We start from the raw sequence: 21,882 nt of genomic DNA on the forward strand, positions 1-21,882 counted from the left end.
CGCACATCATGAACGACGCACCGCACGCCCAGACCGCGACGACGCTGGGGCTCGGCCACTACGGCCGAGTGCTCGTCCGGCACTGGCGCCTCATCGCCGCGGGGGTCGCCGTCGGCGCCCTCGCCGCCGGCGCCTTCCTGCTCGTGACGCCGAGCCAGTACACCGCGACGACACAGGTGAACCTGTCGGTCATCACGACCGATCCGTTCAATCCGCAGCGCGCGGCGTCGGGGCTGCTGGACGACGCCACCGAGTCGGCCATCGCCCGTTCGTACGTCGTCGCCGAGCGGGCGACCGCGCTGCTCGACGACCGCACGGAGGCCGCCGCGTTGCACGACGCCGTCGAGGTGACGATCTCGGAGGGCGGGACGGTCGCGCACGTCTCGGCGACCGCCGGCTCCCGGGACGGGGCCGTGGACCACGCCGACGCCGTCGCATCCGCCTACCTCGCCTACCGTTCCGAGCAGGCCGAGCAGCGCCTGGATGTGATGGTCTCGGGTCTCGGCACGCGCATCGACGACCTCAACGCGCAGCTCGCCGACGCCAACGCGGTGCTCGCCGGCTCGCCGGGCGGCACCCAGGAGGTGCAGGCCACGAGCGACCGGGAGCAGATCCTCGTCGAGCTCGAGGGCCTGCTGTCGCAGCGCAACGCCCTGCAGAGCGTCGACACGACGGGGGGCAGCGTGCTCACCGGCGCCTCCGACAGCGCCGTGGGCGTCGAGCCGTCACGGCGCCTCGCGGTCGCGACGGGCCTGGCCGCGGGGCTCGTCCTCGGCGTCGTCGCCGCGTTCGCACGCCACCCGTTCGACCGCCGGCTGCGCTCCGCCGCGGAGGCCGAGCGGATCCTGGGACGGCGGACGCTCACGCGCCTGCGCTCCTCCCGGCCGCGTGCGCCGTTCGTCGGCGACGACGCCGAGGCGCTCCGCGTCGCCCGCGAGCGGCTGCTCGCGGAGCTGCCGGGCTCGGACACGACCCTGCTCGTCGTGGACGACTCGGACACGGACGGCGAGCACGGGTCCGAGGCGGCCGCGGGGCTCGCCGTCGCCACGGCGCAGGCCGGCTCGACCGTGCAGCTCGTGCTCCCCCACCCTCCCGCGCGACGCATCGTGCCGCTGCGGCCCGGGACGGACGCGAACCCGGACGAGGAGCGGGCGCCGCGCGGCTCGTTCGCCGCAGCGGGTCTGACGGTGCACGCCTGCCGTCCCGACGCCGACGCGCTCACGCGCGACGTCGAGGTCCGGGAGGCGATCGAGTCCGCTCCCCCGGGCACGCGCACGATCCTCGCGCTGCCGTCGTCGTGCGGCGAGGCCGAGCTGCTCGCGGGCATCCGCCTCGCGGACGCCGTGGTCGTCGTCCTCCGCGAGGACGCGAGCACCACGACGACCGCCGGCTGGCTGCTCGCCGAGACCCTGTCCGCGGCGACGCCCCTCCTGGGCGCCGTGATGGTCCCGCGGCGTGCGCGACGTCGTCTGCGCGAGCGCCTGCCGGCCGGTCGACGCGACGCGCCCGCCTCCGCGCCCGAGACGGAGGGCCGTCGGCCCACGGCGCACAGCACGCCCGGCGGTGCCGACGGCGCGACGAGAGAGACGGCCCTCGTCGATGTCGTCTGACACGACGCCGGCCCGCCCGGGCGTGCGCGCGGGCCGACCGCTCCGCACGTCCTTCCGTCCGTCCGGCGGCATCCTGCTCCCCGGCGCGGGCGCCGGGCGGCCGTCCCGCACCGAGCTGCCGCGCTGGCCGCTCACGGCGATGTTCGCGGCGTTCCCGCTGTGGTGGGCTCTCGGACTGGCCGAGATGGCGTGGATCCCGCTCGCGGGGGCCATGGCGGTGCTCATGGTGCGCCGCGGCGGCATGCGGGCCCCGCGCGGCTTCGGCGTCTGGCTGCTGTTCCTCGTGCTCGTGGGCGCATCGGTCGTCGGCGTCGACACGAGCGGCCGGCTCATCGGCTTCGCCTACCGCGGGCTGCAGTACCTCGCGGTGACGATCGCTTTCCTCTACGTGTACAACGCTCGCCGCACGGTCACGGTCGACTGGCTGCTGGGACTGCTGACGCTGTTCTGGCTGTACGTCGTGGCGGGCGGATGGCTGGGCGTCGTCGCGCCGGAGTTCTCCTTCCGCACGCCGCTCGGGTATCTGCTGCCGCAGGCGCTGCAGGCGAACGAGGTCGTGGGCGAGATGGTCGTGCGCCGTGCGACGCAGTGGAACCCCGACTCCTGGATCGCGCTCGATCCGCGCCCCGCCGCTCCCTTCCTCTATACCAACGGATGGGGAGGCGCCTACTCGATGCTGCTGCCCCTCGTGCTCACCCGCCTCGCCCGGATGCCCCGCGACGGGCGCTTCCTCGCCCTGCTCGCCGCCGTGCCCGTGTCGTTCGTCCCCGCCTTCCTCACGCTCAACCGGGGCATGTTCATCGGCCTCGGGATCGCCGCCCTCTACGGGGGGACGCTCCTGCTCGCCTCCGGCCGCGCGCGCGCGGTCGCCGGGCTCGCGGCGGCATCCGTCGCCGCGCTCGGCGCCGCCTCGGCGCTCGGCGTCTGGGACCGGCTCCTCGGACGGGTCGAGTCGAGCTCGTCGACGGAGGATCGCGCGAACCTCTACGAGGAGACGCTCACGCGCACGCTGCGGTCGCCGCTCTTCGGCTACGGCGCTCCGCGCCCGTCGTGGACGGAGGGAGCGCCGTCCGCCGGGACGCAGGGCCATGTCTGGACCGTCATGTTCTCGCACGGCCTTCCCGCCCTGGCCCTCTTCCTCGGCGCGCTCCTCTGGCTCGTGTGGGCGACGGGCCGCGCGCGCACGCCGGGCACGATCGCCGTCCACGTCATCCAGGTCGTCCTGCTCGTCGAGGTCTTCTACTACGGCGTGCTGCCCCACGGGCTCATGCTCGCCCTGCTCCCCGCCGCAGCGATCCTGCCGCACGACTCCGTCCACGCGGTCCACCCGTCCGGCACCCCCTCGTCCCCCCGGAGGCTCTCATGACCCCGCTCGTCACCGTCGTCGTCGCCACGCGCGACCGGCCTCAGCTGCTGCGCCGCGCCGTGCGGTCGATCCTTGCGCAGGACGTCGCCGGCCGCATCGAGATCGTGCTCGTGTTCGACGGCTCGCCCGTCGACCCGCTCGCCGACCTCGGCCCGGGACGCCATGCCGTCCGCCCGATGGCGAACACCCGCGCCCCCGGGCTCGCCGGCGCCCGCAACACGGGCGTGCTCGCCGCGAGCGCGCCGCTCGTCGCGTTCTGCGACGACGACGACGAGTGGCTCCCCGGCAAGCTCGCCGCCCAGCTCCCGCTGCTCGACGACCCCGGCGTCGTCCTCGCCGCGACCGGCATCCGCATCCGCTCCTCGGGAGGCGAGCACGACCGCCTGCCGCCCGCGAGCGTGGGGCTCGGCGACCTGCTGCGCTCGCGCATCACCGAGCTGCACCCCTCGTCGTTCCTGCTCCGCACGGCCGACCTCCGCGGGCGGCTGGGCCTCGTCGACGAGGACCTCCCGGCGTCCTACGGCGAGGACTACGACCTGCTGCTGCGGGCGGCCGGGCTCGGCAGGGTCGCGGCGGTCGCGGAGCCGCTCACGATCGTGCACTGGGACCGGACCTCGTACTTCAGCGAGCGCTGGCGCGGCATCGTGGACGGCCTCGGCTACCTGCTCGACAAGCATCCGGAGTTCGCGCGCTCGACGCGGGGCCGCGCGCGCATCGAGGGGCAGATCGCCTTCGCGCACGGGGCGCTGGGGGCTTTCCGGAGCGCCAGGCACTGGGCCGGGAGATCGCTGCGCGACGACCTGCGCCAGCCCCGCGCGTACCTCGCGCTGTGCGTCGGCCTGCGTCTCGTCTCGGGCGAGCGCGTCGTCGCCGCCCTCAACGCCCGCGGAAGGGGGATGTGACATGCCGCGCCTGGCCGTGCTCATGCCCGCGTTCGACGCGGCCCGGACGATCGAGCGCGCCGTGCGCTCGACGCTCGCCGATCTGCCCGCGGACGCCGAGCTCGTCGTCGCCGACGACGGGTCGACGGACGACACCCTCGCCGTGCTCGATCGCATCGCCGACCGGCGGCTGCGCGTCGTCACGGGCCCGAACCGCGGCGTCGCACGCACCCTGAACCGGCTGCGGGGGATCACCGACAGCTCCTTCGTGGCCCGGATGGACGCCGACGACGTCGTCCTCCCTGGCCGCTTCGCCCGGCAGCTGCGCGCGCTGGGCGACGCCGACGCCGTCTTCACCGCCGTCGTGACGGCGCGCGACGGCGCGCCCCGGCCGTCCGCGCCGCGTCCCTCCTGGCCGAGGGGCATCGCGCCGGCCGCCTTCCCGTTCCATCTGCTCCTGACGAACCCCGTCGCGCACTCGACCCTGGCCGCGCGGCGTTCGGCGCTCGATGCCGCAGGCGACTACCGCACCGTGCCGAGCGAGGACTACGACCTGTGGCTGCGTCTCGCCGCGCGCGGCGCCCGGATGCGACGGCTGGCGCTGCCGGGCGTGCTGTACCGGGTGCACGACGGGCAGGTGACGGCGGCGAGCGGATGGCGCCTCGCGTCATGGCACGACGAGAAGACGCAGAACGCGTTCGCCGTCCTCTCCGCGCAGCTGCTCGGAGAGCCCCGGCAGCGGATCTCCTCCCTGGCCGCCGCCCCGCTCTCGCGCGCCGCGCGCCTCGCGCGCCTCGCGGAGTTCGAGCGGCTGTTCCGCGCCGCCGTCGCCCCGCTGGGGCTCGCGGACCGCCGCGTGCTCCTGCGAAGGCTGCGGCAGCGCGCGCAGTGGCTGCGGCAGCACGCGGACGGTGTCGCGGCGTCGTCCGAAGCCCTCGCCCGGGACGCGCGATGAGCGCCGCGCGGGACCGGATGCGGGACGCCTGGCGGGCCGACCGCGCCGCGAACCTCCGATACCCCAAGAGCCGGTTCGTGCTGCGGTGGCTGCGCGTCTGTCAGCGGTGGCGCGAGACGCCGGGCCGCGTGGGACGGGCCGCGTACGTGCTCACGGCGGGCGGATACAAGATCGCGACCGAGTGGGTCCTGGGCATCGAGCTGCCCCCGTCGACGCGGGTGGGCCCGGGCCTCCGGCTCCGCCACGGCGTCGGCGTCGTCGTGAACCCGGGCACCACCATCGGCCGCGGCGTCATGCTGCGGCACGGCGTCACCCTCGGCAACCGGCGCACGGCGGACGACTGCCCCACGATCGAGGACGACGTCGAGATCGGGGTCGGCGCCGTCGTCATCGGGGCCGTGACGGTGGGCCGCGGCGCACGCATCGGGCCGTATGCGGTCGTCGTGAAGGACGTGCCGCCCGGCGCGGTCGTCCGCTCGCCGCGGGCCGAGGTCGTCATGCCGACGTCCCGTCCCGGCGCCCCGGGGGACACGAGGGCGCGAGAGGCGATCGGAGGAGCCGCATGACCCGCATCGGCTACGCGGCAGGCGCCTTCGACCTGTTCCACGTCGGGCACCTCAACCTGCTGCGCCAGGCCAGGGAGAGGTGCGACGTCCTCGTCGCCGGAGTCGTGAGCGACGAGATGCTGCGCGAGGTCAAGGGCGTCCGCTCGGTGATCCCCACCGCGGAGCGCGCCGAGATCGTGCGCAGCATCCGCTTCGTCGACGACGTGCACGTCGAGACGGTGCCCGACAAGCTCGACGTGTGGCGGGAGGTGCGCTTCACGCACTTCTTCAAGGGCGACGACTGGCGCGGCACGCCGAAGGGGCTGCGTCTGGAAGGCGAGCTCGCCGCCGTGGGCGTGGAGGTCGTGTACTTCCCGTACACCGCCCACACGTCGAGCACGGCGCTGCGACGCGCGCTGGAGGCGCTCGCCCCCTCCGGGGCGACGGCGGCCGCGGGGACGCCGTGAACGGGAGGCGAGGCGTCGCGTACGAGGAGTTCCAGGCGACGGGGTTCTTCAGCGGGCTCGACGGCCTCCGCGCGTTCGCGGTCGTCGCCGTCATCTGGCAGCACACGTCGGGCAACCCCGGGCCGGAGCTCCTCTCGCAGGGCGGCTTCGGGGTCGATCTCTTCTTCGCCATCAGCGGGTTCCTCATCACCACGCTGCTGCTGCGGGAGCGGCGCCGCAACGGACGCATCGCGCTGAGGTCCTTCGCCGTCCGCCGGGTCTTCCGCATCATGCCCGTCTACTACGCCGTCCTCGTCGTGTACGTCGTGCTCGTCCTGGCCACACGCCGCGGCACGCCGGAGGGCGACGGCTTCCTCGCCAACCTCCCCGCCTTCCTCACGTACACCTCCAACTGGTTCGTCGATCTGGACGCGGGGCCATCCGTGCCCTTCTACTTCGCGTGGTCGCTCGCCACGGAGGAGCAGTTCTACCTCTTCTGGCCCCCGCTGCTGGCGCTGCTGCTCTTCCGGGCCGCGCGGAGCCGAGCGGGAGGCTCCGGCGGCATAGGGAGCGGCGGTCGCCGCGCAGCGGTCGCGCCGCTCGCCGCGCTCGGCGCCCTCGTCGCGGTCGGCCAGCTCGCGATCGCGCAGGGCTCCCGCGATCTTCCGATCGTCATCCTGTCGAGCCTCGCGCTGCCGATCCTGCTCGGAGCCGCGATGGCCGTGCTGCTGGACCATCGTCCGGGCTTCGAGGCCGTCGCGCCGTGGGTCTCTGCGCGCTGGTTCGCTCCCGTCGCCGCGGCGGGCGTGCTCGCGTCGTTGGCCTGGCAGACGCCGACGCAGCTGACGCAGGTGCTCATGGTCCTCCTCGTCGCGAGCGTCGGCGTCTCGGAGTCGACCCTGCTGCATCCCCTGCTGCGGTGGCCGCCGATCGCGCACGTCGGGGCCGTCAGCTACGGGATGTACCTCATGCACATGCTCTGCGCGAACGCGCTGCGCCCCGCGCTCGGGGAGCGGTTCGGCATCCCGCTGTTCGTCCTCACGACCGTGCTCGCGGTGATTGTGGCGAGCGTCAGCCGCACGGTGTTCGAGGCGCCGCTGCAGCGGGTGGGCCGACGGCTCTCGGAGGGCATGGCGGCCCGGCGCGAGCGTCCGCCGTCTCGTGCGGGGGCGGCGGTCTCCCGGCCGACCGGGCCCGACGAGACGAGACGGTGACGAACGGCGTCGGCGGCGGCCGTCCGACGACGCCCCCGAGAGGAGGGATCGGGCGCAGGCGTCCTCCGTGCAGCGCTTTCTCCTCCTCCCGGCGTCAGATCCGGACGGCGGCGCGTACCGTGGAGGGGCACTTGTCGTCGTCTCAGAAGGAGCCATCCATGGGAATCCGCATCGCCTCGAACGCGCCCCGCACCGGCGGCATCCGCCGGGTCGGCGGTCTGGGAGTCGCCGCAGGCGCCACGCTCGTCGCCGTCGGCGCCGCCGTCTGGGCCGTCATCACCCGCGAGCTCCGCGCCGAGAAGATCACCGTCGCGGGCGATTCCGACCTGCTGCCGGGAAAGCCGGTCGCAGGACCGGTCAGCGCCTATGCGCAGGCGGAGATCATCCGCAAGCACGCCCTCGCGGCCAGCGACGGGAAGACCTTCGCCGAGCTGCCGCAGGACGACCCGGTGCGCAGCACCGTCATGAGCGCGTCGTTCCTGCGCGCATCGCTGTTCACCTCGGTGGTCTCCTACGGCGTCGCGGCGTTCGCGATCGGCGTCGGAGTCGTCACGGGCGCGTTCGGATGGGCCCTGCGCCGCACCGACCGCTGAGGTCGTCGCGGCGTTCTCTCTCGCCGCTCTGCCGTCTGTGGGTGGAAAAGGCCGCTTTCCGGGATGGGAAAGCGGCCTTTTCCACCCACAAACGCGCGGCGGCGCGGTCGGGCCTGACGCCGTCGCTCAGAACCCGGCGCCGTGGGCGAGGAACGGGGCGACCACGCCCGTGTCCTGCACGGCGAGGGCCAGCGCCTCGGCGGGAGGGAGCCGGGCGGCGAGGCCCTCGTGCATGGCTCCGAGCAGCTCGCAGGCGACGTCGTCGGCCACCGTCACGGGCGCGGCGATGACGCAGCGCGTGCCGGCGTGGAGCCAGGCGCGGGTCATCCCCACGGCCTCCTCGCCCCAGCGGACCGACGAGCGCCCGAGCTCGCACGCCGAGAGCACGACGACGGTCGGCGGGCGCTGGATGAGGTCGATGTCGTATCCGAACAGCGGCCCGTCGGCGAGCTCGAAGCCCGACAGCATGGGCGCCTCGGCGGCGTGGCGTCCGTGGGCGATCACGTGCAGCACGTCGACCTCCTCCGCGAGCGCCGTGACGCCGTCGACCTTCGCCCGATCGCCGTCGAGCACGCACGCCACGGATGCCCCGGTGCCCGGCGAGAGGCGCTCCGCCTCGAGCTCCCATGCGGAGGCGGCGGTCTGCGCCTCCTCGATCCCCCGCGCGATGCCGGGTCCCACGACGAAGCCCGCGTTCCGCAGCGAGACCTCGTCGTCGCGCTGGCTCACCCAGCGCGAGGCGGACCGCGCGAGCGTGACGGCCCGGCCGCGCAGCGCCGGAAGCATCGTCCACGGCATGCCGCGGAGGGCTCCCGGCGCGGTGATGACGACGCGGCGCGGATCGCCCGCCACCGCCATCGCGCGTTCCACGAGCAGGCGCGACAGCTCGGCGAGCCGGGCGTCGAGGGCCTGCTGCACGAGGCGCGCGGCCAGACCCGAACGCTTCGTCGTGCCGAGGAAGCGCACGCCGGCGCCCGCGCGGGTCGTCGCCGATGCCTCCAGGTCGGCGCGCAGGCCGTCGATGCGCGGGCGGATCTCGCGCCACGGCAGGTCGAGGATGGCCGGAGGGCCAGATGAGGGCGGCGGCACGACGAGGCACGTGAGCGTCTCGCGGGAGTACAGGAACGTCACGAGCGCCGTCTCGCCGTCGAGCACGGCGCGGAGCTCGTCGAGGCTGGCGTGCGGCGGCCCCTCGGCTCCCGCGGTGCCGACCCACTGGCGCTCGCTGACGCGCCGGCGGAGGGATGCGACACGGGCGTCGGATGCCCAGTCGGACGTCTGCAGCTCGGTGCGCAGCATCCGCAGCTGTGCGAGGTCTTCGGCGAGCTCCGGGTCGTGCGGCGGGCGGACCGGCGAGACCTGCTGGGCGAAGTGGCGCGCATGCTCCGACCAGCGGAACACCGCGTCGGGGCGACGCGTCCGCACGGCGGCCGACACCCCCTCGTGGATGACGCCCGCGCCGTGCATCGCGACGGAGGCGAGCATCTCGAGCGACCCGAAGGAGCTCTGCCACGTCGACAGCTCGGCCAATCCTGCCGCCGCATGGCGCTGGGCGTCGGCGTCGCGGCCGAGCGCGGATGACCGTGCCGCACGCGCCTCGGAGGCGAGCACGCGCACCTCGAGCGAATCGTCCTGCCGCACGCGAGCGATCCGCGCGGGCGGATCGGCCGAGCGGGAGCGCGCGGCGTCGCGGGCGAAGCGCAGGGCGCGCACATCGCTGCGGAATCCGCGCCGGCTCAGCTCGGTCACGACCGCCTCGACCTCGTCGATCGTCCGGCTGAGGCGGACCCCGGGCTTGGCGTGGGCGAGCAGGGCACGAAGGCGGATGGCCTCCGCGCGCACCGCCCACGCCTCGCTGCCGACCGTGCGGAACCGACGCGCCGCCGCCCCCGCGACGGTCGCCGAACGCGGCCCGTCGTGGGCGAGCAGCGACCGGGCGAGCTGGAACTCCGCCTCCGCCCGGGCCTGGGGCATGTGCTGCGCGCCGAAGACACGGGCCGCGCTCGCGAGCGCGTTCTCCGCCTCGTAGACGTGGCCCGCCTCGCGGAGAGCCTCGGCACGGTCGACGTCGCAGATCGCAGCGGCGGCCGGGGCCTCTCGCGCTATCTCATCGCGTACCGCAGTCATCTCGTTGAGAGCGATAACAAGTTCACCGGAAAGCAGGTTCACATATCCGAGATTGTGACGTGCTTGCGCTGCCCCCAGGCGATCTCCCGCGACTCCGAAAACCTCGGCGGCACGACGCAGATCGGCGGCGCTCTTGTTGAGCGAAGCTTCCTGCATATGTGCCATGGCACGATTCATGAGGAGATTCGCCTCGGCGATCGGATCCGCAGATACGCCATCGATCGCGAGACTCAACGCAGGGATAGCTTCCTCAATACGAGCGGCATGCATAAGAAGAGTACCCAGCTGACCGTAGACGATAGCTCTCGTTGTCTCGGCAATACCGTCAAAAGCTATTGCATCTCGGCAAATCCTCTCTGCTTCGTCTCTCTCGCCTAGCTGGTCCGTAACATATGCCAAAGTGCCGTGGACCCGAGCGCGTAAGTCAGCTTCTCCCGTACGGCTCGCAGCTCGAATCAGGTTTTGACGCGCACTCACTAGTCGTTTACGGTTGCCGTCCTCCACGCCTCGCCGGTACAGCTCCTCCGCGCTGAGCTTCATGGCGAGCAGACGCTCACGGGCCGAATGTCACAGGATGTCGTGCGTCTTCCTCTCGCGCCCCCGCTCTGGAAGGCTCTTCTCTGCCGGGGCCTTCGCCCACGGCGTCCCCCGAAGAAAGAAGGCACCATGCCGTACTCCAAGACCAACTCCCTCCCCGCCGACCTCGTCGCGGAGTTCACCGCGCTCGCGCCCGTCGTCGAGCCGGTCGATCTCGACGACGACGAGGACTGACCCGCGCGGGCGGGCGCGCGGCGATGCCGCGGCCCGCCCATACCGGCAGAGGGACGAGAAGGGCGCACGCTCCGCCCGTGTGAGCTCGTCCGGCTGACGGGGAGGGTAGAGTCCGCGGATTCGTACCGTGCCCGATCGCTGTCCCACGCTCGGCGGTGGATGCCTCTGAGACTGCCCGTACTCACAGCTGCGATGGTCGAAGGCAGAGGATAGGCCCACAGCGATGCCGCCCACCCGAACTCCCCAGATATCCAGACGGTGATTCCTCGCCGGTTCGCCATCGGGTCGTCGCAGACACGCTCGTCGATCGCGCCCGGATTTTGAGGGTCATCGCGACCCGCGGGTCTGCGGCGCTTGCGCCCGATCCGTTCGGGTCGAGCGACGGTCCGCACAGTCCCGCATGCGCCGGCCCGCCTGCACCCGGCATTCCTGCCTCTCCTCCGCACGGTCACGAGTCCGCGTATCACCCCCATCTGCACTGCTGCCCGCTTCGATGAGCGCTTCTCCCCGGCACGCTCGCACGACGCGCTCACTCGCGGGAGTGGTCGTCGGTCTCCAGCACCTTCAGCGCGGCGGCCGTCGCACGGCGTGAGCGTTTGATCGCGGCCGCAGACCTCTTCTCCTGCTCCGGCACGGGGCCGAGCTCAGCGGCGATGACCGCGGCGGCGTACGGAGCCGCGAACGAGGTGCCGCTCCACGCCGAGAACGTCCCCCGGTAGTCGTCGGGGCCGATCGTCTCGCGCCGCCGCTCGTAACGGTCGTCCCGCGTGGAGGCCTGACGCCCGCCCTCGAACGCGGGTGTCGTGCTCACGACGGAGGCTCCTGGGGCGTAGGCGCGCACCCAGGGGCCGACGTTGGAGAAGAGCGCGACCGAGGAGCCGCTGGGGTTGAGCGCCCCCACCGACACGTGCTCCGCGTCGAGGTCGGGCACGATGCCGTTGCCGGAGCCGTGCCATGCCCACAGCGAAGCGGGGAAGGTCGGCCGGTCGATGGCGTCGTTGCCCGCCGACGACACGACGGCGCAGCCGAGGCTCCGCGCGGCCTTCAGCAGGTCGTAGAGCGTCGTGGAGAACAGGCCGTCCTCCGGCGTCTCGTGGTAATAGCCCAGCGAGAGGTTCAGCACGTCGATCGGGAGGCCGCCCTCGCCCGCCCGATAGCGCTGCAGCAGCGTGACGACGCCCGCGAGGATCTCGATGAGCGCGCCCTCGTCGACGACGCCCAGAGCGTCGGCGGTGCGCACCGACACGATGTCGGCGTCGGGGGCGAGCTGGCGAACGACGCCCGCGATGAACGTCCCGTGACCGGCGACGGGGTCGATCTCGCCGTCGAGCTGACCGTAGAGGTCGGGATAGCGCTCGGGATCGGCGTCGTCGGTGAGCCCGAGCGGCACGCCGTCGAGCTCGACCCGCCGCGTGACGACGTCGTCCGGCAGCCAGCCGTGCACGCCGCATCCCGTGTCGAGGATCGCGACGACCGGGCGGCGATGGCCGCGTTTCGGGTTCTGACCGCGTACCGGGATCGCGCCCAGGATCGAGATCGACTGACGAGCACCTCGGCCAGCCTCGAGATAGTCGTCCGCTCCGCACGGGTTCGTCCGAGAAAACGGGTTCGTCCGAGAGAACGGGTTCGTCCGAGAGAACGGATTCAGTCCCACCGGGTCGATCGACACGACGTGCTCCAGGCCCACGTCGGGCAGCGTCCACTGCTCGCCCTCCGCGCCGCGCGTACGGGCGAGGCGCCGTGCACGCTGCAGCACGCGCCAGGCGTCCGGCGCCACGGGCGACAGGTCGGCCTCCGGATCGAGCGACGTCGTGATCCGCACGCGCGCGACGCCCGGGACGCCCGGCGTCTCCGGCGACGGCGGCAGCAGGGGGTCGGGGGCCTCCGTCTCGCCCAGCGCCTCGCCGCGCAGCGTCTCGACCGTGACGTCCCATCCGAACGCCCCGGCCGCCTCGCGGATCAGCGCCAGGTGCGGCAGTTCTCCTGCGCCCGTCCGATGCGTCACGAGCAGCCGGTCGGGCACGTACGCCGTGGGGAAGGCCTGCACGCCATCGATCGGATCGACGGCGGGATCGAGGATCTTCCCCACCGGGATCGACCCCACCGCCCTGTCGCGCCACGACCATCCGTCGGGCTGAGGTGCAATCGCCATCGTCTCGTCCTCTTTCCTCGCCGTCGGGCCGGCGTCCGTCATCCCCGCACGGCGTGCGCCGCGCGTTCGCTCATGTCACCGCTCGAACCGGACCCGCGCGCACTCGCGCGGCCCGGCCTCCCCGCGTGGTGCGCCTGCCCGCAAGCGACGTACTCGCGGCCGCTTTCACGCACGACGACCACTCGAACGACCTCGAGCCCGGCGCCGAACGCGTCGTATCCGCCCGGAGGCACGCACGCGTCACACCTCGACGCAGGGCGTCGAGAACTCGCGCTGCCCCTCCGCCCGGCGATCGGCCATCCGTCCGTGAACCGAGCAGTGCCCGGCCGCCGCGCCCGAGGCCCGTGCACGCCCGCGAGTCCTGCACGCAGCGCCGTCGCACCGCAGCGAGACCGCCCGCGCGACGGGCTCGACGCCGAAGCCCATCCGGCCACCGTCTCGAACCAGGCCGTCGCGGGCCCATCCCGACGCCCCCGACCGTCCACGCGCGTCCCGCCCGCCCCGAGACCCGTTCGGCCGTCGTCTCGAACGACAGTGTCGCGAACTCGCACGGCCCGTCGTCCCGCCGCACGACCGTCCGCACACGCCCCGTCCGGCCTGAGAACCATCCGGCCGTCGTCTCGAACGACAGTGTCGCGAACTCGCACGGCCCGTCGTCCCGCCGCCCCGCAACCAGCCGCGCGCGTCCCGCCCGCTCTGAGGCCCATCCGCATCACACCTCGAACCACGGAGTCGCGAACTCTCGCGCACCGTCGTCCCGGCGCACGACCATCCGCACCTGCGACGGCCCCGGCTTCACGTCGTCGAAGGTGAAGCGGCCGTCGCCCGCCGTCTCGGCCGACCACTCGCGTGCCTCCTGCGCACAGCGAGCTGCGAGCACGGGCGGATCCGACCATCCGTCCACCCGCCGCGTACCCGACTTCGTCGCCGCGATGTGCAGGAGCACGTGCGCGACGTCGTTGGAGAACTGCAGCGTCTGGTGCTCCGGGTCCGCGCGGACGGATGACGGGTCCGCCTCCGCCACGAGGGCGAGGAGCTCGAAGTCACGCGAGAGGTCTTCCACGGCGACAGCGGCGATCATCCGCTCGGTGAGGCTCGCGGGCACCGGGTCCTCGTGCCGCCACATGTCGCGCAGAGCGGCGAAGAGCTCGGCGTCACCCGATTCGACGCCCTCGGTGTCACTCATGCCGCCCCTTCGGGTCCAGACCTATCTCATCGAGCACAGAACGCAGCTTCGCCAGACAACGCTGCCGTGTGGGGCCGATACTACCCACGGCCATGTGGAGATCGCTCGCGATGCGTGCGTAATCGGGGCGGTCGTCGAAGGCCACCACGCGCAGGAGGCGCTGGCACCGTTCGTTCAGCGTTCTCACCGCGCTCCACAGCAGGCGCGACGCGTCGGCACGGACGACGTCCTCCTCGGTCGCGGTCTGGGGTGGAAGGCGCGCCTCGAGCTGCTCGTCTTCCGTGGGGTCGGCGCGACGATCGGCGCGGGACGCACGCCACGCCTCCCTGCGCGCCGTGATGGTGAGCCATCCCGACACCGCCTGCGGGTTCTCGATCGTGTCGTGCTTGCGGACGAGCGTGAGCCACGTCGTCTGCACGACGTCCTCGGCGACCGAGGCGCGCAGGCCGTACGCACGCACGACGTGCCAGAGCACGGGGGTCATGATCCGCACGAGCTCGTCGATCGCCCGCGAATCGCCGTCGCGCCAGCGCAGGAACAGCGCCGCCGCCTGCTCCCAGCGCGCACGAGCATCACCCATTGCGTCGACGGCAGGATCTTCCGCGGTTTCGGGCGACTGCGGAGACAGCCCCTCGTTCGGGTAAGCGGGAGGCGCCGACAGGGAGTCGTCGTCCATGTCAAGCTCATAGCTTGCCCGGACACCCCGGATACCACAACCCTCGTCGTACATCTTTGTGATATCGATATCATGCAGGGTTCGCCGGCTGGGCCCGCCCATCCCATCAGCGACAATCCATCCCACCGGCGACAATTCGGTCGGCAGCCGCATTCTCGCGGCGTGTATGGATTCTCGCTGGAGCAGCGTCGTGCTCACGCCGGGCGGCGCACACACTCGCGCGGCCCGCACGTGCTCACCCCGGGCGGCGCTCACGCCGGGCGCCGAGGAACGCACGCCTACCCTGGATGGGTGCCCGCGAAGATCCTGCTGTACTACCTCTTCACGCCGATCGCCGAACCCGAGGCGATCCGCCTCTGGCAGCGTGACCTGTGCGAGCTGCTGGGGCTCCGCGGGCGCATCCTGCTGTCGAAGGACGGCATCAACGGCACCGTCGGCGGCGACATGTCGGCCCTCAAGCGCTACATCCGCAAGACGAAGGACTACACGCCGTTCGCACGAATCGAGTTCAAGTGGTCGTCCGGATCGGGGCTCGACGAGAACGGGCTCAGCCTCGACTTCCCGCGGATGTCCGTGAAGGTCCGCGACGAGATCGTGTCGTTCGGCGCCCCCGGCGAGCTGCGCGTCGACGAGAACGGCGTCGTGGGCGGGGGCACGCACCTCTCCCCCGGAGCGCTGCACAAGCTCGTCGCGGAGCGCGGCGACGAGGTGGTCTTCTTCGACGGCCGAAACGCCTTCGAGGCGGAGATCGGGCGGTTCACGGGCGCGGTGGTGCCGGATGTCGCCACCACGCGGGACTTCATCGCCGAGCTCGACTCCGGCCGCTACGACGACCTCAAGGGACGCCCCGTCGTCACCTACTGCACGGGCGGAATCCGATGCGAGGTGCTGTCGAGCCTCATGGCGTCGCGCGGCTTCGGCGAGGTGTATCAGCTCGACGGCGGCATCGTCCGCTACGGCGAGACGTTCGGCAACACGGGCCTCTGGGAGGGGTCGCTGTACGTCTTCGACGGCCGCGAGTCGATGACGTTCGGCTCGGATTCGGCCGTCGTCTCGCAGTGCGCGCGTTGCGGGACGCCGACCGACCGGATGGTCGACTGCACCGACGACGCCTGCCAGGTGCGCGTCGTGCTCTGCGCCGGCTGCGGCGACGAGGCGCCCTGCGCCCGCCACGCGGCCGTGACCGCCTAGCACCCGGCGCGGCCCACACGCCACGCGCCACGCGCACGTTTGTGGGTGGAAAACGCCGTTTACCGACGCGGGAAAGCGGCGTTTTCCGCCCACGAACGTCGGCCTGTGGAAAGTGAACGACGCCCCTCCGCCGAACCCGGCACCATGGCGCCTATGCGCTCACCCCGCCTCCTCCCCCGCCGCCTCGCGGGACGCGCGTTCGCCGTGCGAGACGCCGCGATCGCACGTGGACGCCTGAGGAGGTCCGATCTCGCCGCGCCGTTCGCGGGCGTACGGGTGCCGATCCGCGCCGACGCCGCGCTCGGTCCATCCGACATCGACGACGATCCCTGGCGGCGTCTGCGCGAGATCGCGCTCGCCCGGGCGGAGGCGTTCTCGACCGTGCTCCCCGACGGTGCCGTCTACAGCCATCACACGGCAGCCCACGCCCACGATCTCCCCCTGCCTCGACGGCACATGGACGACCTCGCCGTCCACGTCTCGGTTCGCACCCAGGCCGAGCGACGACGCCGCGCGGGCGTCGCGTTCCATCTCGTCCCGCCGGGCCGTCAGCGGGTCCACATCGTCGGCGGCCTGCCCGTCACGACGGCCGTCGACACCTGGTGTGCGCTCGCCGGGGTCCTGCGGGTGCCGGAGATCGTCGCGATGGGGGATGCGCTCGTGCGGCGCAAGCGCCCGCTCGCCACGATGGACGAGCTCGCCGAAGCCGTCCGCCGCCACCGCGGACGCCACGGCGCCAAGGCCCTCCGCGTCGCCCTCGCGCTCATCCGGCCGCGCACCGACTCGCCCGCCGAGACCGAGCTCCGCCTGGCGATCCACGACGCGGCGCTTCCCGAGCCCGAGGTCAACGTCTGGGTCCTCGACGGTCGAGGTCGCCGGATACGGCTGGGCGACCTCGTCTACCGTCGCGAGCGCATCCTCGTCGAGTACGACGGGCCGCATCACTTCACCGATCCCGCGCAGCAGCAGAAGGACATCGACGCGCTGGACGCAGCCGTGGCAGCAGGATGGCGGGTCATCCGCGTCACCAACGTCCATCGTCGTCAGGGCTTCGCGCCGATCATCCGGCGGCTGCGCGACGCATTGCGGGAGCGTCGCGCTTCCCTATGACCCCGTCCTCACGCCCCTCGTGCCGTTTGTGGGGGGAGGGAGGGCACGGCGTGGGGCGGACGACCCCGCCGCGCATGGACGGGAGGCGCTCATGCGGGCGATACCGTTGTACGCATGCACGATCCCACTCCCACGGAAGCCCTCGACGCCGTCGGACGGCTGGAGGCGGAGCAGGAGATCCCGGAGCAGATGCGTGCGGATGTCCGGCTGCTCGGCTCCCTGCTCGGCCGGGTGCTGCGCGAGAGCGGCTCCACCGGCCTGTACGAGGACGTCGAGCGGCTGCGCATCGCGACGATCCACGCGTACACCGACCCCGGCTCCGAGGCGTTCGACCGCGCCGTGCGGATCGCCGACGCGTTCTCTGTCGAGCGGGCGGACGAGGTGGCACGCGCCTTCACCGCCTACTTCCACCTCGTGAACCTCGCCGAGGAGCACCAGCGCGTGCGCGTCCTGCGCGAGCGAGAGGGGCAGCCCGAACGCGACCCGCGCGGCACGATCGCGGGAGCCTTCGCGGAGCTGGCGGCCGAGATCGGCGCCGATGCGGCGCGGGAGCGCCTCCGGTCCCTCCGCTTCCATCCCGTCTTCACCGCGCACCCGACCGAGGCGCGGCGTCGCGCGGTGTCCACGAGCATCCGCCGGCTCTCGTCGCTCGTCGACGAGCTCGGAGCGACTCCGCAGGGCGGCTCGGCCGAGCGGCGCGTCGAGCGCCTCATGCTCGAGGAGATCGACACGCTCTGGCGCACCGCGCCCATCCGCGCCGAGAAGCCCTCGCCGCAGGACGAGGTGCGCGCGGTCATGGCGGTGTTCGACGACACGCTCTTCACCACGGTGCCCGAGATCTACCGCCGCGTCGACGACACCCTCCAGGCGTCCGGCGACCGCCCGCCGATCGTCGAGCCCTTCGTGCGCGTGGGCAGCTGGGTCGGCGGCGACCGCGACGGCAACCCCTTCGTCACCGCCAAGGTCAGCAGGAAGGCCGCCGCGATCGCGAGCGAGCACGTGCTCCTCGGCCTCGAGCGCGCCGCGCAGCGCGTCGGCCGCGGGCTCACGCTCGACGCGACGACGACCCCGCCGAGCGACGACCTGCTCGCGCTCTGGGATCGCCTGCGCAGCGCCGACGAGGAGGCCGCCGCCGAGATCGCCAAGCGCTCGCCCGACGAGCCGCACCGCCGGACCCTCCTTCTCCTGTCGCGCAAGATCGTCGCGACGCGCACGCGCGACGCCGACCTCGCCTACCGCGACCCCGAGCACCTCATCGCCGACCTCCGCGTCGTCCAGGGCTCCCTCGCGCAGGCGGGCGCGGCGCGCCAGGCCTACGGGCAGCTGCAGGAGCTCATCTGGCAGGTCGAGACGTACGGCTTCCATCTCGCCGAGCTCGAGGTGCGCCAGCACTCCGCGGTGCACGCCACCGTGCTCGCCGAGCTCGACGCCGGAGGGGCCCGCAGCGCGCAGACCGAGGAGGTCCTCGAGGTCTTCCGCGCGATCTCCTACATCCAGGAGCGCTTCGGCCCGCGGGCGGCCGGCCGCTACATCGTCTCGTTCACACGGTCGGCCGAGGACCTCGCGAACGTGCACCGCCTCGCGCGGTACGCGGTGGGCGACACCGGGACCGTCCCCGTGCTCGACGTCATCCCCCTGTTCGAGACGTTCGCCGACCTGCAGGCCGCCCCGCGCATCCTCGCGGAGATCGTCGACCATCCCGAGTTCTCCGCGCGCCTGGATGCCACAGGCCGGCGCCTCGAGGTGATGCTCGGCTACTCCGACTCCTCCAAGGACGTCGGCCCCGTCGCCGCGAACCTCGCCCTCTACGAGGCGCAGGCCGCGATCGCCGCGTGGGCGCAGGAGCAGCGCATCGAGCTGACGCTCTTCCACGGCCGGGGCGGCGCCCTCGGCCGCGGCGGCGGGCCGGCGAACAGCGCCATCCTCGCGCAGCCGCCGCACTCGGTGGACGGACGCTTCAAGCTCACGGAGCAGGGCGAGGTCATCTTCGCCCGCTACGGCGACGCCGACATCGCGATGCGGCACATCGACCAGGTCGCCGCGGCCATCCTCACCGCGTCCGCCCCCTCGAACGAGGAGCGCAACCGCGCCGCCGCCGAGCGGTACGCCGGCATCGCGCAGGCTCTGGAGACGACGTCGCGCGCGCGGTTCTTCGAGCTCGTGAAGGCCCCCGGCTTCGCACCGTGGTTCGCCACCGTGACGCCCATGGAGGAGGTCGGCCTCCTCGCGCTCGGGTCACGGCCCGCACGACGCGGCCTGTCGGTCGAGTCGCTGGAGGACCTCCGCGCGATCCCGTGGGTGTTCGCATGGACGCAGGCGCGCATCAACCTCGCCGGATGGTTCGGCCTGGGCACGGCGCTCGAGGCGGTCGGCGACGAGGCGCAGCTGGTGGAGGCCTACGCCGAGTGGCCCCTCTTCCGCACGATGATCGACAACGTCGCGATGAGCCTCGCGAAGGCCGACGACCGCATCGCGCGGCAGTACCTCGCGCTCGGCGACCGGGACGACCTCGCCGCGCTCGTCATGGACGAGATGGCGCTCACGCGCGACGGGGTCGTGCGCATCTCCGGCGGCGGGGAGCTGCTCGCGAACAAGCCCGTGCTGCAGCGCGCCGTGAAGCTGCGCAGCCCCTACGTCGACGCGCTGTCGCTGCTGCAGCTGCGCGCCCTCCGCGCGCTGCGCGACGCCCCCGTCGATGCGCCGGCCGATCCCGAGCAGCAGCACCTGCTGCTCCTGTCGGTGTCGGGCGTCGCGGCCGGCCTGCAGAACACCGGCTGACTCCCCTCGCATCGCCCGGATGACGATCCGGCCCCCTCTCGCCGCGCGCAGACGGGTGCCGGATCGTCCTCTGAGCGGGCGCACCGGTCGTGCGGGCCCTATCCTGGGCGGATGGCGGGGAGGGGAACACGGGCCACGATGAAGGACGTGGCCGCGCTGGCGGGCGTCTCGGCGAAGACCGTGTCGAACGTCGTGACGGGCACGACCTTCGTGCGGCCGGAGACGGTCGAGCGCGTCGAGGCCGCCATGCGCGAGCTCGACTTCGTGCCGAACCTCAGCGCGCGAGGCCTGCGCAACGGGCGCTCCGGGACGATCGCGGTCGCCCTCCCCGATCTCGCGACGGCGTTCTCGGCCGACCTGCTGCACAGCATCGTCGAGGTCGCGCACGAACGGGGGTTCGCGGTGCAGATCGAGGAGACGGGGGCCGAGCCCGGACGCGAGTACGAGCTGCTGTCGCGCGCCCGTGCGCACCTCGTCGACGGCGTCATCCTCAATCCCATCCGGCTCGAGGACAGCGCCGTGGAGCACGCCGACCGCCTTCCGCCCGTCGTGCTCATCGGCGAGGTCGAGCAGCACGTCACCGACCGCGTCCTCGTCGACAGCCGCGCCGCTGCGGCCTCGATCACACGGCACGTCATCGAACGCGGCGCCCGCCGGGTCGCCGCGGTGGGCGGAGACGGCCGCGCCGATATCGCGACCGCGACGAGCAGGCTGAGGCTCGCGGGCTACCGCGACGCCCTTCGCGAGGCCGGGCTGGACGTCGTCCCCGCGCTCGAGGTGAACCACTTCCCGTGGAGCGCGGCCGCCGGCGCGTCCGCCGTCGACGAGCTGATCGCGCGAGCGACGCCCTTCGACGCGGTCGTCGCCTTCACCGACTCCATCGCCGTCGGCGCGCTGCACGCCCTCCACGCGCAGGGCGTCCGCGTTCCCGAGGACGTGCTCGTCACGGGCTTCGACGACGTCGAGATCGCCCGGTTCGCGACCCCTGCTCTCACGACCGTCCGCTTCGACCGCCGTGCGTTCGCGAGCGAGGCCCTCACGCTGCTGGAGTCGCGCATCGACGCGCGCACCACTCCGCCCCGCGCCGTGACCGTGCCGTACGAGGTCGTCGTGCGGGCGAGCACGGGAGGAGTCTGAGCCGGGTTCGGTGCAGCGGCCGGCTCCGTGCGTCCGCCGTATCGTGCACAACGCAGGAATCCCGGGCTCCCGTCACGGAAGAAGCCCCGTCATTCCGCGGCGGCCTCTGCCAGACCGCCGCGATTCTCCTGCGTTGTGTTCGTCGGACGCCGGACCGGCATCCGACGGAGGCGCCGCCGTCGCACGCGGGGGCGCCCCAGGGCGCCCGAGCCCTGCCGCGGTGACGACGACGTTCGCGATCACGACGAGCCCCATCCCGATCCACTCGTTCACGGCGAGCGCCTGCCCGAGCACGAGCCAGCCTGCCGTCGCCGCCCAGACCGGATTGATGCTCATGAACGTGCCGAACAACGACGTCGGCACGCGGCGCAGCGTGACGAGGTCGGCCGCGTAGGGCACGGCCGACGAGAGGAGCCCGCACACGACGGCGAGGCCCACCGCCCGCAGGCTCGGCGGGTGCACGCTGAACCACACGACGGCGGGAACGGCCCACGCGATCGCGGAGAGGACGCTGGCGGCGGAGGCGGCCCGGAGTCCCGAGAGCCTGCTCCCGAGCGCGCGGTTGAGGAGGATGTACGCCGCCCACGCGAAGGCCGACGCCAGCCCGAGGCCCAGCCCGGCGATGTCGCTCGTGGGCTGCGGCTGGGTCAGCACGAGCACGCCGAGAGCCGCGACGGCCGCACCGGCGACATCCCTGGCGCGGCGCGATGTCACGACGGCGACGGCGAGCGGCCCGAGGAACTCCAGCGTGACGGCCGTCCCGAGGCCGAGACGGTCCACGGCGGAGTACAGCGTGATGTTCATGGCGCCGAACGTGACGGCGAGCCCGGCGACGAGAGCCCAGGCCGCCCTGTCGAGCGCACGGAACCGCGGGCGGGCAAGCGCGCTGAGGGCGACGGCCGCCACGATCTGGCGTATCGCGACGACGCCGAACGCGCCGATCGCGGGGAACGCCAGGGCACCGGCGGCGGCCCCGAACTGGTTGCTCGCACCGGACGCGAGCATGACCGCGACACCGCCCGTCCGCTGACGAGGCGTGGCGGTGTCGGGCGACAGCGGCGTGCCGGGCGCGGGAGCCTGACGGCTGAGGGCGGTGTCCATGAGACGAGATCACCAGAGATCGAGGTATTCCCAAAATGCATCT

18 protein-coding genes are annotated in these 21,882 nt (G+C 73.0%); 13 read left to right on the forward strand and 5 right to left on the reverse strand.

Annotation, left to right across the window (positions count from 1 at the left end; translation table 11 throughout):
* Positions 1 to 8 precede the first annotated feature (8 nt).
* The 8 genes from N8K70_RS14755 (at position 9) to N8K70_RS14790 (ending at position 7,610) form a co-directional block, all read left to right on the forward strand.
* Entirely contained in the window at positions 9 to 1,610 is a 1,602-nt protein-coding gene (locus N8K70_RS14755; RefSeq protein ID WP_317139107.1) for a Wzz/FepE/Etk N-terminal domain-containing protein, read from the forward strand.
* Entirely contained in the window at positions 1,600 to 2,976 is a 1,377-nt protein-coding gene (locus N8K70_RS14760; RefSeq protein ID WP_317139108.1) for an O-antigen ligase family protein, read from the forward strand. Before N8K70_RS14755 ends, N8K70_RS14760 begins: the two co-directional genes overlap by 11 nt.
* Positions 2,973 to 3,878, forward strand: coding sequence for a glycosyltransferase family 2 protein (locus N8K70_RS14765; protein WP_317139109.1), 906 nt, complete (start codon positions 2,973 to 2,975; stop codon positions 3,876 to 3,878). Before N8K70_RS14760 ends, N8K70_RS14765 begins: the two co-directional genes overlap by 4 nt.
* A 1-nt stretch (position 3,879) precedes the next feature.
* Entirely contained in the window at positions 3,880 to 4,812 is a 933-nt protein-coding gene (locus N8K70_RS14770; RefSeq protein ID WP_317139110.1) for a glycosyltransferase family 2 protein, read from the forward strand.
* Positions 4,809 to 5,378, forward strand: a complete 570-nt coding sequence (locus tag N8K70_RS14775) for a serine acetyltransferase (RefSeq protein ID WP_317139111.1) — start codon at positions 4,809 to 4,811, stop codon at positions 5,376 to 5,378. The genes N8K70_RS14770 and N8K70_RS14775 overlap by 4 nt, the downstream gene beginning before the upstream one ends.
* Complete coding sequence (locus N8K70_RS14780) at positions 5,375 to 5,824, forward strand: adenylyltransferase/cytidyltransferase family protein (protein ID WP_317139112.1); 450 nt, start codon at positions 5,375 to 5,377, stop codon at positions 5,822 to 5,824. The genes N8K70_RS14775 and N8K70_RS14780 overlap by 4 nt, the downstream gene beginning before the upstream one ends.
* Positions 5,821 to 7,017, forward strand: a complete 1,197-nt coding sequence (locus N8K70_RS14785) for an acyltransferase family protein (protein ID WP_317139113.1) — start codon at positions 5,821 to 5,823, stop codon at positions 7,015 to 7,017. Before N8K70_RS14780 ends, N8K70_RS14785 begins: the two co-directional genes overlap by 4 nt.
* A gap of 158 nt (positions 7,018 to 7,175) precedes the next feature.
* On the forward strand, positions 7,176 to 7,610 hold the full coding sequence (locus N8K70_RS14790) for an aromatic ring-opening dioxygenase LigA (RefSeq protein ID WP_317139114.1): 435 nt from the start codon (positions 7,176 to 7,178) through the stop codon (positions 7,608 to 7,610).
* A gap of 126 nt (positions 7,611 to 7,736) precedes the next feature.
* Here N8K70_RS14790 and N8K70_RS14795 read toward each other — a convergent pair whose 3' ends face one another.
* On the reverse strand, positions 7,737 to 9,584 hold the full coding sequence (locus N8K70_RS14795) for a CHAT domain-containing protein (protein WP_317139115.1): 1,848 nt from the start codon (positions 9,582 to 9,584) through the stop codon (positions 7,737 to 7,739).
* Between the two features lie 57 nt (positions 9,585 to 9,641).
* On the opposite strand from N8K70_RS14795, the gene N8K70_RS14800 reads away from it, so the two are divergent.
* Positions 9,642 to 10,115, forward strand: a complete 474-nt coding sequence (locus tag N8K70_RS14800) for a hypothetical protein (protein WP_317139116.1) — start codon at positions 9,642 to 9,644, stop codon at positions 10,113 to 10,115.
* A gap of 922 nt (positions 10,116 to 11,037) precedes the next feature.
* On the opposite strand, the gene N8K70_RS14805 is transcribed toward N8K70_RS14800, so the two are convergent.
* The 3 genes from N8K70_RS14805 to N8K70_RS14815 all read right to left on the reverse strand — a co-directional run bounded on the left by N8K70_RS14805 (position 11,038) and on the right by N8K70_RS14815 (position 14,720).
* Positions 11,038 to 12,660 (reverse strand): S8 family serine peptidase, encoded by a 1,623-nt coding sequence (locus N8K70_RS14805; RefSeq protein ID WP_317139117.1) that lies wholly within the window; start codon positions 12,658 to 12,660, stop codon positions 11,038 to 11,040.
* 712 nt (positions 12,661 to 13,372) lie between these two features.
* Complete coding sequence (locus N8K70_RS14810) at positions 13,373 to 13,846, reverse strand: hypothetical protein (protein WP_317139118.1); 474 nt, start codon at positions 13,844 to 13,846, stop codon at positions 13,373 to 13,375.
* Positions 13,839 to 14,720: an RNA polymerase sigma factor gene (locus N8K70_RS14815; RefSeq protein ID WP_317139119.1), complete on the reverse strand. Its 882-nt coding sequence runs from the start codon at positions 14,718 to 14,720 to the stop codon at positions 13,839 to 13,841. The genes N8K70_RS14810 and N8K70_RS14815 overlap by 8 nt, the downstream gene beginning before the upstream one ends.
* A 93-nt stretch (positions 14,721 to 14,813) precedes the next feature.
* Between N8K70_RS14815 and trhO the strand changes: the two genes are divergently transcribed.
* The 4 genes from trhO (at position 14,814) to N8K70_RS14835 (ending at position 20,738) form a co-directional block, all read left to right on the forward strand.
* Complete coding sequence (gene trhO / locus N8K70_RS14820; RefSeq protein WP_317139120.1) at positions 14,814 to 15,713, forward strand: oxygen-dependent tRNA uridine(34) hydroxylase TrhO; 900 nt, start codon at positions 14,814 to 14,816, stop codon at positions 15,711 to 15,713.
* A gap of 153 nt (positions 15,714 to 15,866) precedes the next feature.
* On the forward strand, positions 15,867 to 16,823 hold the full coding sequence (locus tag N8K70_RS14825; RefSeq protein WP_317139121.1) for a hypothetical protein: 957 nt from the start codon (positions 15,867 to 15,869) through the stop codon (positions 16,821 to 16,823).
* 114 nt (positions 16,824 to 16,937) lie between these two features.
* On the forward strand, positions 16,938 to 19,601 hold the full coding sequence (locus N8K70_RS14830; RefSeq protein WP_317139122.1) for a phosphoenolpyruvate carboxylase: 2,664 nt from the start codon (positions 16,938 to 16,940) through the stop codon (positions 19,599 to 19,601).
* Positions 19,602 to 19,712: 111 nt separating this feature from the next.
* Entirely contained in the window at positions 19,713 to 20,738 is a 1,026-nt protein-coding gene (locus N8K70_RS14835; RefSeq protein ID WP_317139123.1) for a LacI family DNA-binding transcriptional regulator, read from the forward strand.
* Between the two features lie 72 nt (positions 20,739 to 20,810).
* Here N8K70_RS14835 and N8K70_RS14840 read toward each other — a convergent pair whose 3' ends face one another.
* Positions 20,811 to 21,839, reverse strand: a complete 1,029-nt coding sequence (locus N8K70_RS14840) for an EamA family transporter (protein WP_317139124.1) — start codon at positions 21,837 to 21,839, stop codon at positions 20,811 to 20,813.
* Positions 21,840 to 21,882: the final 43 nt, after the last annotated feature.

The organism is Microbacterium sp. AB (assembly GCF_032878875.1).
In the GTDB taxonomy this organism is placed as follows: domain Bacteria; phylum Actinomycetota; class Actinomycetes; order Actinomycetales; family Microbacteriaceae; genus Microbacterium; species Microbacterium betulae.

Bases quoted from the DNA above. Each gene is read 5' to 3' on its own strand.
- N8K70_RS14755 (WP_317139107.1), top strand. From the start codon at position 9: ATGAACGACGCACCGCACGCCCAGACCGCGACGACGCTGGGGCTCGGC.
- N8K70_RS14760 (WP_317139108.1), top strand. From the start codon at position 1,600: ATGTCGTCTGACACGACGCCGGCCCGCCCGGGCGTGCGCGCGGGCCGA.
- N8K70_RS14765 (WP_317139109.1), top strand. From the start codon at position 2,973: ATGACCCCGCTCGTCACCGTCGTCGTCGCCACGCGCGACCGGCCTCAG.
- N8K70_RS14770 (WP_317139110.1), top strand. From the start codon at position 3,880: ATGCCGCGCCTGGCCGTGCTCATGCCCGCGTTCGACGCGGCCCGGACG.
- N8K70_RS14775 (WP_317139111.1), top strand. From the start codon at position 4,809: ATGAGCGCCGCGCGGGACCGGATGCGGGACGCCTGGCGGGCCGACCGC.
- N8K70_RS14780 (WP_317139112.1), top strand. From the start codon at position 5,375: ATGACCCGCATCGGCTACGCGGCAGGCGCCTTCGACCTGTTCCACGTC.
- N8K70_RS14790 (WP_317139114.1), top strand. From the start codon at position 7,176: ATGGGAATCCGCATCGCCTCGAACGCGCCCCGCACCGGCGGCATCCGC.
- N8K70_RS14795 (WP_317139115.1), bottom strand. From the start codon at position 9,584: ATGCCCCAGGCCCGGGCGGAGGCGGAGTTCCAGCTCGCCCGGTCGCTG.
- N8K70_RS14805 (WP_317139117.1), bottom strand. From the start codon at position 12,660: ATGGCGATTGCACCTCAGCCCGACGGATGGTCGTGGCGCGACAGGGCG.
- N8K70_RS14810 (WP_317139118.1), bottom strand. From the start codon at position 13,846: ATGAGTGACACCGAGGGCGTCGAATCGGGTGACGCCGAGCTCTTCGCC.
- N8K70_RS14825 (WP_317139121.1), top strand. From the start codon at position 15,867: ATGCGCTCACCCCGCCTCCTCCCCCGCCGCCTCGCGGGACGCGCGTTC.
- N8K70_RS14830 (WP_317139122.1), top strand. From the start codon at position 16,938: ATGCACGATCCCACTCCCACGGAAGCCCTCGACGCCGTCGGACGGCTG.
- N8K70_RS14835 (WP_317139123.1), top strand. From the start codon at position 19,713: ATGGCGGGGAGGGGAACACGGGCCACGATGAAGGACGTGGCCGCGCTG.
- N8K70_RS14840 (WP_317139124.1), bottom strand. From the start codon at position 21,839: ATGGACACCGCCCTCAGCCGTCAGGCTCCCGCGCCCGGCACGCCGCTG.